Origin of the sequence: Methylobacterium sp. WL18 (assembly GCF_008040015.1) — a bacterium.
GTDB lineage: Bacteria > Pseudomonadota > Alphaproteobacteria > Rhizobiales > Beijerinckiaceae > Methylobacterium > Methylobacterium mesophilicum.
Genome location: NZ_VRVD01000299.1, coordinates 1 through 5,614 on the forward strand (window position 1 = coordinate 1; position 5,614 = coordinate 5,614).

Sequence of the window (5,614 nt, forward strand, 5' to 3'; positions counted from 1 at the left end):
GTGTCGGCGCCGCGGCGGGCGGGCTGATCGGCGGGCTCACCGGCGCCGGCCTCAGCGAGGACGAAGCCCAGACCTATGCCGAAGGCGTGCGCCGGGGCGGAACCCTCGTGACGGTGCGGGCGGAGGATCACCAGGCCGAACGCGTGATGGCGATCCTCGACCGCGGCGGTTCGATCGACCTCGACGAGCGCGCGGAAGGCTGGCGCGCCCAGGGCTGGACCGGCGACGCCTCGGCCAAGGCCGCCTCGGGCGCCTGAGCGCGCGACGCTCCCGACCCCGGGGGATCGGGAGCTCGTCCTCAGGCCATCATCTTGCGGGCGAACATCGAGGCCGCGAACAGCACGGCGGCGCCCGCGGTGACGAGGCTGATCATCAGCATCCGCCGCGGCTCGACCGAGGATTCCGCCTTCACCGGCTCGACGATCGGGCTGAAGAACTCGATCTGCCGTGCCGCGACGATCCGGGCCCGCTCGTGGGCGGTCAGCACCTGCTGGTAGTACTTCTCGGCGTTCTTGCGGTCGTTCTCCAGGGCCTCGAACCGGGTCAGCGCATCCGACAGAAGGCGCTTCTGCTCGGGGTCCTGGCTGGCCGATTGCCGCTCGATCCGCGCGATGTTCTCGTCGAGATCCTTGATCTGCTGCTTGATGTCGATGATCCGGCGCGATTCCGGGCCGAGGTCGCGCTGGCCGATGGCCAGCTGCACCGCCAGGTTGATGCGGGCCGCCCGCAGCTCGGACACGACCTTGAGGTTGGCCTCGTTCGACTTCTGCGCGTCCAGCACGCCTTCGCGATTGCGCAGGTCGCGCATCGCCAGGCGAATCTTGGTCATGCGCTCTTCGGCGAGCTTCAACTCGCGCGTGCTCTCCGCGACGGCGTCCTCGCGGGACTTGACGCTGAGGTCGTTCACCATCCGCTCGGCCTCCTTCATCACCGCCTGGGTGATGGCGAGGGACTCGCTCGGGTCGAAGGCCTCGACGGTGAGGGACATGATGCCGGAGCCGGACTCGACCTCGATGCCGACCCGGCGCTTCCAGTAGCGGAGGAACTTCTCGACCGGCTTCTCGGGATCGAAGCGGGAGAAGTAGTCGATGCTGTCGCGGCTGAACCACTCGCGGATCGGCAGCTTCGACTCGATGATCTCCAGCATCGGGCGGCTGAGGATGTACTCGTAGGTGATGAGCGTGTCCTGGGCGACCATCTGACTCGAGACGCCCGACGAGGTGCCCACCGAATCCGGCGCCGCCTTGTCGGCCGTGCCGAGCGCCGGGCGGATCGCGAACCGCGCCTCGCTCACGTAGCGGTCCGAGGCGATCAGGCCGAAATACAGCGCACCGGCCAGGGTCGGCAGCACGAAGCACAGCACGAACAGGATTGGGATCCAGGGGTCGTTCTTGACGTGGCTCTGGTAGGACCGGATGCCCTTCTTGCGGTCCACGAACCGCGACATGCGAGCGATCTGCCGCAACGATTCGGTGATCGCCTGCTGCCGGTCCGCGGTCGTGACCGGCTGCCCCTCGGCTTTCCGGATCTCCATGTTCATGACTTGATCCCCGGCCTCCACGGCCCCGGCGGTCCGCCCGCTGCCGGGCCCTCGACCGCGCCGAAACGCTCGCGTCGGACGCGTCTCTCACGAAGAGGCGGCAAAAGCATGTCTTCCCCGGTCGGGTCGATCAGGCGTTGAGACGCCGATAGACCTCGATCGCGTCGTTGACGTCCTCGTAGATGATCGCCCGCCCGTTGAGCAGGACGAGGCCCTGCGTGCACCATTGGCGGATCGTCTCCATCGAGTGCGAGACCATGATGATGTCGGCGTTCTTGCGCCGCTGCGAGAACACCTCGTCGCAGCGCTTGGAGAAGCGCGCGTCGCCGACCGAGGTGATCTCGTCGATCAGGTAGCAGTCGAACGGGATCGCCATGCTCATGCCGAAGGCGAGCCGGGCGCCCATGCCGGACGAGTAGGTGTAGATCGGCACGTCGAGGTAGCTGCCGAGTTCCGAGAAATCCTCGACGAAGTCGAGCACACGGCGGGGGTCCTCGCCGTAGATCCGGGCGACGAACATGACGTTGTCGCGGCCGGTCATCTTGGGGTGGAAGCCGCCGGCGAAGCCCAGCGGCCACGAGATCCGCAGGCCGCGGTGGATCTTGCCGCGGGTCGGATCCTCGGTCCCGGCGATAAGCCGCATCGTGGTCGACTTGCCGGCGCCGTTGATGCCGAGGATCCCGTAGGAAACGCCGGGCTTCAGGGTGAACGACACCTGTTCCAGGATCGTCCGCTTGTGGCCGTCGGTGCGGTAGACCTTGCTGACTTTCTCGAAACGGATCACCGGGTGGTCTCCAGGGCGGGTTGCCGAAACGCCGGCCCGTGCTGTCTGGCTGACCGGCTCCTGCCCCCGGAAAGCGGCGAATCTGAGAATACGGATCGCCGAGCCGAGCCGGTCCAACGGTCGCCGTAGGGTCCCCCGAACGCCCCCGGTTCCACCGCCATCGCGGGTGCGCGATGGCGAGTTGGCGGAGCCCACGGTTTCGAGCCGTGGCGGATCGACAGGACGTTCGGCTGCCCGCGCGATGACGATGCGGGTCGATCGGCCGGCCCGCGCACGCCGCCGTGCTCCCGTCCGGCGCTACAATTAATCTGCAACAAAATGCCATTTCGAGGCCCCGTGGTTGACGCGCCTCGGCATCTGGCATACCAGATGCCAAGGCGCACAGCGAGACGTGGCGACGGGTTCCGGGCCATCCGGAACTTTAGCGCCGCATCCTCAGGGAGACCGCGATGACGGACCCGAGCTTCGTTCGTTCCCACAGACACGGCATCTCGACCGTCATACAGCGGCAGCGCAGGGGTCGGGCCGTCCGTGCCGGGCGCTGAGACCATGCTGGACCGTCCGCCCGCGGACGATCTTGCGGGCTTCGTCGCGGCCGTCGGCGATGCCGTGGTTGTTGCGGATCCGGACGGCGCGATCACGGTCTGGAACCCCGCGGCCGAGCGGATCTTCGGCTTCACCGCCGCGGACGCCCTCGGGCAGAGCCTCGACCTGATCACGCCCGAGCGCCACCGGCGCCGTCACTGGGACGGCTACGCCAAGACGATGCGGACCGGCATCACCCGCTACGGGGCCGAGACCCTGCGGGTGCCGGCAATCCACAAGGACGGCCACCAGCTCTCCATCGCCTTCACGGTCGGGATGATCCGGGACGCGACGGACCAGGTGACCGGGATCGTCGCGGTGATCCGCGACGAGACCGAGCGCTGGACCGAGGAAAAGCGCCTGCGCCAGCGCGTGGCCGAACTCGAAGCGCTTCCGAACGGATCCTGACTTCCAGACGGGACCGTCCGAAGACCGCAAACCTCACCGTGCAAGGGAGAACGCCAGATGAGCAAGCCGTTGGATGGGATCAAGATTATCGACTTCACCCACGTGCAGGCCGGTCCTGCCTGCACGCAACTGCTGGCGTGGTTCGGCGCCGACGTCATCAAGGTCGAGCGGCCGGGCTCCGGCGACGTGACCCGCACGCAACTGCGTCACGTCGAGGATGCGGACGCGCTCTACTTCACGATGCTCAATTCCAACAAGCGCTCGCTGACGCTCGATACCAAGACCCAGGCCGGCAAGGAGGTGCTGGAGAAGCTGATCCAGGATTCCGACGTGATGGTCGAGAATTTCGGCCCAGGCGCGCTCGACCGGATGGGCTTCTCCTGGGCCCGCATCCAGGAACTCAATCCCGGGATGATCCTCGCCTCTGTGAAGGGCTTCTCCGAAGGCCACCATTACGAGGACCTGAAGGTCTACGAGAACGTCGCCCAATGCGCCGGCGGCGCCGCCTCGACCACCGGCTTCTGGGACGGGCCGCCGACCGTCAGCGCCGCGGCGCTCGGTGATTCGAACACCGGCATGCACCTCGCCATCGGCATCCTCACGGCGCTCCACCAGAAGAACAAGACCGGCACCGGCCAGAAGGTCGCCGTCTCGATGCAGGATTCGGTGATCAACCTCTGCCGGGTGAAGCTCCGCGACCAGCAGCGCCTCGATGCTCTCGGCTATCTCGAGGAATACCCGCAATACCCGCACGGGGAATTCTCGGACGTGGTGCCGCGCGGCGGCAATGCCGGCGGCGGCGGCCAGCCAGGCTGGGTGCTCAAATGCAAGGGCTGGGAGACCGACCCGAACGCCTACATCTACTTCACGATCCAGGGCCATGCCTGGGCGCCGATCTGCAAGGTGCTCGGCCGTGAGGAGTGGATCACCGACCCCGCCTACAACACCGCGCGGGCCCGGCAGGACAAGATCTTCGACATCTTCAAGACCATCGAGGAATGGCTTGCCGACAAGACCAAGTTCGAGGCGGTGGACATCCTGCGCACCTACGACATCCCCTGTGCGCCGGTGCTGTCGATGAAGGAGATCGCCGAGGACAAGTCGCTGCGCGCGAGCGGTACCGTGGTAGAGGTGCCGCATCCCAAGCTCGGCTCGTACCTGACCGTCGGAAGCCCGATCAAGTTCTCCGACATGACCGTCGAGGTGAAGGCCTCGCCGCTGCTCGGCGAGCACACCGACGAGGTGCTCACGGGCCTGGGCTACAGCCCCACGCAGATCCAGGCGATGCACGAGGCCCGCGCGGTCTGACAAGCGGCTCCCGACCTCTGCTACCCTGAAGCGGGACGGCGCGCCCTGCGCCGTCCCGTCTCGTGTGCGAGATCCGGACCCGATGCGATCCTTGCTCAGCCGTCTCCTTCCGGAGCTGACGCCGGTCAGCCAACGCGAGCGGCTGCGCTCGGCCGCCGGCGCGCTGCTGGGGATCCTGGCCACCGGCCTGGTCTGCCGCGCCGCGATCGGTCCCGAGGCGGCCCCCGTGCTGATCGCCCCGATGGGCGCCTCGGCGGTCCTGCTGTTCGCGGTGCCGGCCAGTCCTCTCGCGCAGCCCTGGTCGATCCTCGGCGGCAACCTCGTGGCCGCCCTGGTCGGGGTGACGGCGACGATGTGGGTGCCGGACCCGTTCGTCGCGGCGTCCGTCGCCATCGGCCTGGCGATCGCCCTGATGATGGCCCTGCGCTGCCTCCACCCGCCGAGCGGGGCCGTCGCCCTCACGGCGGTGCTGGGCGGCCCGGCGATCCGGGAGCTCGGCTTCGGCTTCGTGCTCTGGCCGGTGGCGGCCAACTCGCTGCTCCTGCTGGCCACGGCCCTGCTGTTCAACAATCTGACCGGCCGCGCCTATCCCCACCTGCGCCCGGCCGGCCCGCGCACCGACGACCCGGCCCCATCCTCCCGCCTCGGCTTCCTGGCCTCGGACCTCGACGCCGCGCTGGAGGATTTCGACCAGCTGCTCGACGTCGATCGGAGCGACCTGGAGCAGATCCTGCGGCGGGTACAGATGCGCGTCTACGGGCGCCGCCCGGGGCAGACCACCTGCGCGGCGATCATGTCCCGGGACGTGATCGGGCTCGCGCCCCACGATTCCCTGGCGGAGGCTCTGCGGCTGCTGCGCCGCCACCGGATCAAGGCCCTGCCGGTCACGGACGAGCGCGCCCGGGTGCTCGGGATCGTCACGCAGACCGACCTGCTCGACAAGGCCGCCTGGGACCGGAGCGGCCCGCGCTCAACGGTCAGCCGCAGGC

The 5,614-nt window shown here is 68.3% G+C and carries 5 protein-coding genes and 1 pseudogene; 4 read left to right on the top strand and 2 right to left on the bottom strand.

The window, feature by feature from the left end:
- Nucleotides 1-257: pseudogene (locus FV228_RS18890) on the top strand (hypothetical protein); the annotation flags it as partial.
- Nucleotides 258-298: 41 nt separating this feature from the next.
- On the opposite strand, the gene FV228_RS18895 reads toward FV228_RS18890, so the two are convergent.
- Together FV228_RS18895 and FV228_RS18900 are read right to left on the bottom strand one after the other, a co-directional pair.
- A complete protein-coding gene (locus tag FV228_RS18895; RefSeq protein ID WP_147856029.1) occupies nt 299-1,540 on the bottom strand; it encodes a capsule biosynthesis protein in 1,242 nt (413 codons plus the stop codon).
- A gap of 130 nt (nt 1,541-1,670) precedes the next feature.
- The gene (locus tag FV228_RS18900) at nt 1,671-2,324 is read right to left on the bottom strand and encodes an ABC transporter ATP-binding protein (RefSeq protein ID WP_058193434.1); all 654 of its coding nucleotides are present in this window, start codon (nt 2,322-2,324) and stop codon (nt 1,671-1,673) included.
- A 549-nt stretch (nt 2,325-2,873) separates the two neighbouring features.
- Here FV228_RS18900 and FV228_RS18905 point away from each other — a divergent pair.
- From FV228_RS18905 to FV228_RS18915, 3 genes are all read left to right on the top strand, one after another.
- Nucleotides 2,874-3,317 (top strand): PAS domain S-box protein, encoded by a 444-nt coding sequence (locus tag FV228_RS18905; protein ID WP_147856030.1) that lies wholly within the window; start codon nt 2,874-2,876, stop codon nt 3,315-3,317.
- A 57-nt stretch (nt 3,318-3,374) separates the two neighbouring features.
- Nucleotides 3,375-4,625 carry a formyl-CoA transferase gene (frc, locus tag FV228_RS18910; RefSeq protein ID WP_147856031.1) on the top strand — a complete coding sequence of 417 codons (1,251 nt, stop codon included), beginning with the start codon at nt 3,375-3,377 and terminating at the stop codon, nt 4,623-4,625.
- Nucleotides 4,626-4,707: 82 nt separating this feature from the next.
- On the top strand, nt 4,708-5,614 hold a 907-nt coding region (locus FV228_RS18915; protein ID WP_147856032.1), incomplete at its 3' end, for an HPP family protein.